The following is a 2,365-nucleotide window of genomic DNA, read 5'->3' on the forward strand; positions in this document are numbered from 1 at the left end:
GCTGCGCGGCGCGTTCACGTTCGATCGCGCGACCGCGTTCGACACCCACCGGATGCTGTCGGCGGCCGGCAGCGCGAGCCTCGAAGGCTTCGCCGCGTTGCTGCCGCTCCTCGCGCTCACCGGCGTCGCCGCGCTGCTCGCGCCGATGGCGCTCGGCGGCTGGCTGATTTCGCAAAAGACGTTCGAGCTGAAGTTCGACCGCCTGAACCCGATCTCGGGCCTCGGCCGGATCTTCTCGATCCAGGGGCCGATCCAGCTCGGGATGTCGATCGCGAAGACGCTGGTCGTCGGCGGGATCGGCGGCATCGCGATCTGGCGCAGCAAGGACGAACTGCTCGGCCTCGCGACGCAGCCGCTCGGCGCCGCGCTGCCCGATGCGCTGCATCTGGTCGCCGTGTGCTGCGGCACGACGGTCGCCGGGATGCTGGTCGTCGCCGGGCTCGACGTGCCTTACCAACTCTGGCAGTACAACAAGAAGTTGCGCATGACGAAGGAAGAAGTGAAGCGCGAGCATCGCGAGAACGAAGGCGATCCGCACGTGAAGGGGCGGATTCGCCAGCAGCAGCGCGCGATCGCCCGCCGCCGGATGATGGCGGCCGTGCCGAAGGCCGACGTGGTCGTCACGAACCCGACGCACTTCGCGGTCGCGCTGCAATACACGGATGGCGAGATGCGCGCGCCGAAGGTCGTCGCGAAGGGCGTGAACCTCGTCGCCGCGCGCATCCGCGAACTCGCGGCCGAGCACAACGTGCCGCTGCTCGAAGCGCCGCCGCTCGCGCGTGCGCTGTATCACAACGTCGAACTCGAGCGCGAGATCCCCGGTTCGCTGTACTCGGCGGTCGCCGAAGTGCTCGCGTGGGTCTACCAGCTCAAGCGCTTCCGTTCGGAAGGCGGCGCGTTCCCGGCGATGCCGGTCGATCTCGACGTGCCGGCCGAACTCGACAAGGGCACGTCGGTCGCCGCCGACGACGAGCGTGAAGAAGCCGAGGACACCCTCGGCAAGCAAGGGAACGCAGCATGAGCACCCCGACCACCGGCCTGTTCGCGAAGCGCCCGAACGTGCTGGCAGGCACGAACCTGCGCGCGCTCGCGGGCCCGATCCTCATCTGCATGATCCTGGGGATGATGATCCTGCCGCTGCCGCCGATGCTGCTGGATCTGCTGTTCACCTTCAACATCGCGCTGTCGGTGATGGTGCTGCTCGTCAGCATGTACACGATGAAGCCGCTCGACTTCGCGGCGTTCCCGAGCGTGCTGCTGTTCTCGACGCTCCTGCGCCTGTCGCTGAACGTCGCGTCGACGCGCGTCGTGCTGCTCGAAGGCCACACCGGCCCCGACGCGGCCGGCCAGGTGATCGAGGCGTTCGGCCACTTCCTCGTGGGCGGCAACTTCGCGGTCGGCATCGTCGTGTTCGTGATCCTGATGATCATCAACTTCATGGTGATCACGAAGGGCGCGGGGCGGATCGCCGAAGTGTCCGCGCGCTTCACGCTCGACGCGATGCCCGGCAAGCAGATGGCGATCGACGCGGATCTCAACGCCGGCCTCATCAACGAGGAGCAGGCCCGCAAGCGCCGCCTCGCCGTGTCGCAGGAAGCCGAGTTCTACGGGTCGATGGACGGCGCATCGAAGTTCGTGCGCGGCGACGCGATCGCCGGCCTGATCATCATGGCGATCAACGTGATCGGCGGGCTGATCGTCGGGATGGTGCAGCACGACATGAGCTTCGCCGCGGCCGGCACCAACTACACGCTGCTGACGATCGGCGACGGCCTCGTCGCGCAGATCCCGTCGCTCGTGATCTCGACCGCGGCCGGCGTGATCGTGTCGCGCGTCGCGACCGACGAGGACATCGGCACGCAAATCACCGGCCAGCTGTTCACGAACCCGCGCGTGCTGAACATCACCGGCGCGATCATCGTGCTGATGGGGCTGATCCCGGGGATGCCGCACTTCGCGTTCCTCGCGCTCGGCGGCGGCGCGATCTGGCTGGCGCGCACCCAGACCAAGCGTGCGGCGGCGCGCAAGGCGGCCGGCGACGTGACCGACATCGCACCGCCCGCGGTGCTGCCGGCCGACAGCCACGAAGCGACCTGGGACGACGTGCAGCTGATCGACCCGCTCGGCCTCGAAGTCGGCTACCGGCTGATCCCGCTGGTCGACAAGAACAGCGACGGCGAGCTGCTCAAGCGCATCAAGAGCATCCGCAAGAAATTCGCGCAGGAAATCGGCTTCCTGCCGCCGGTGATCCATATCCGCGACAACCTCGAACTGCGGCCGAACGCGTACCGGATCGCGCTGAAGGGCGTCGAGATCGGCGCGGGCGAAGTGTTCCCGGGCCAGTGGCTCGCGATCAACCCGGGCC

General features: G+C 68.0%; 2 protein-coding genes. Both read left to right on the forward strand.

Annotated features, from left to right (window positions below; genetic code table 11):
- A partial coding sequence (gene flhB, locus JMF90_RS33675; RefSeq protein ID WP_201326043.1) for a flagellar type III secretion system protein FlhB occupies positions 1-1,021 on the forward strand: 1,021 nt, incomplete at its 5' end.
- A partial coding sequence (locus JMF90_RS33680) for a flagellar biosynthesis protein FlhA (RefSeq protein WP_201326044.1) occupies positions 1,018-2,365 on the forward strand: 1,348 nt, incomplete at its 3' end. The genes flhB and JMF90_RS33680, both read left to right, overlap by 4 nt.

Origin of the sequence: Burkholderia sp. E168m23 (assembly GCF_016586125.1) — a bacterium.
Taxonomy (GTDB): Bacteria; Pseudomonadota; Gammaproteobacteria; order Burkholderiales; family Burkholderiaceae; genus Burkholderia; species Burkholderia orbicola.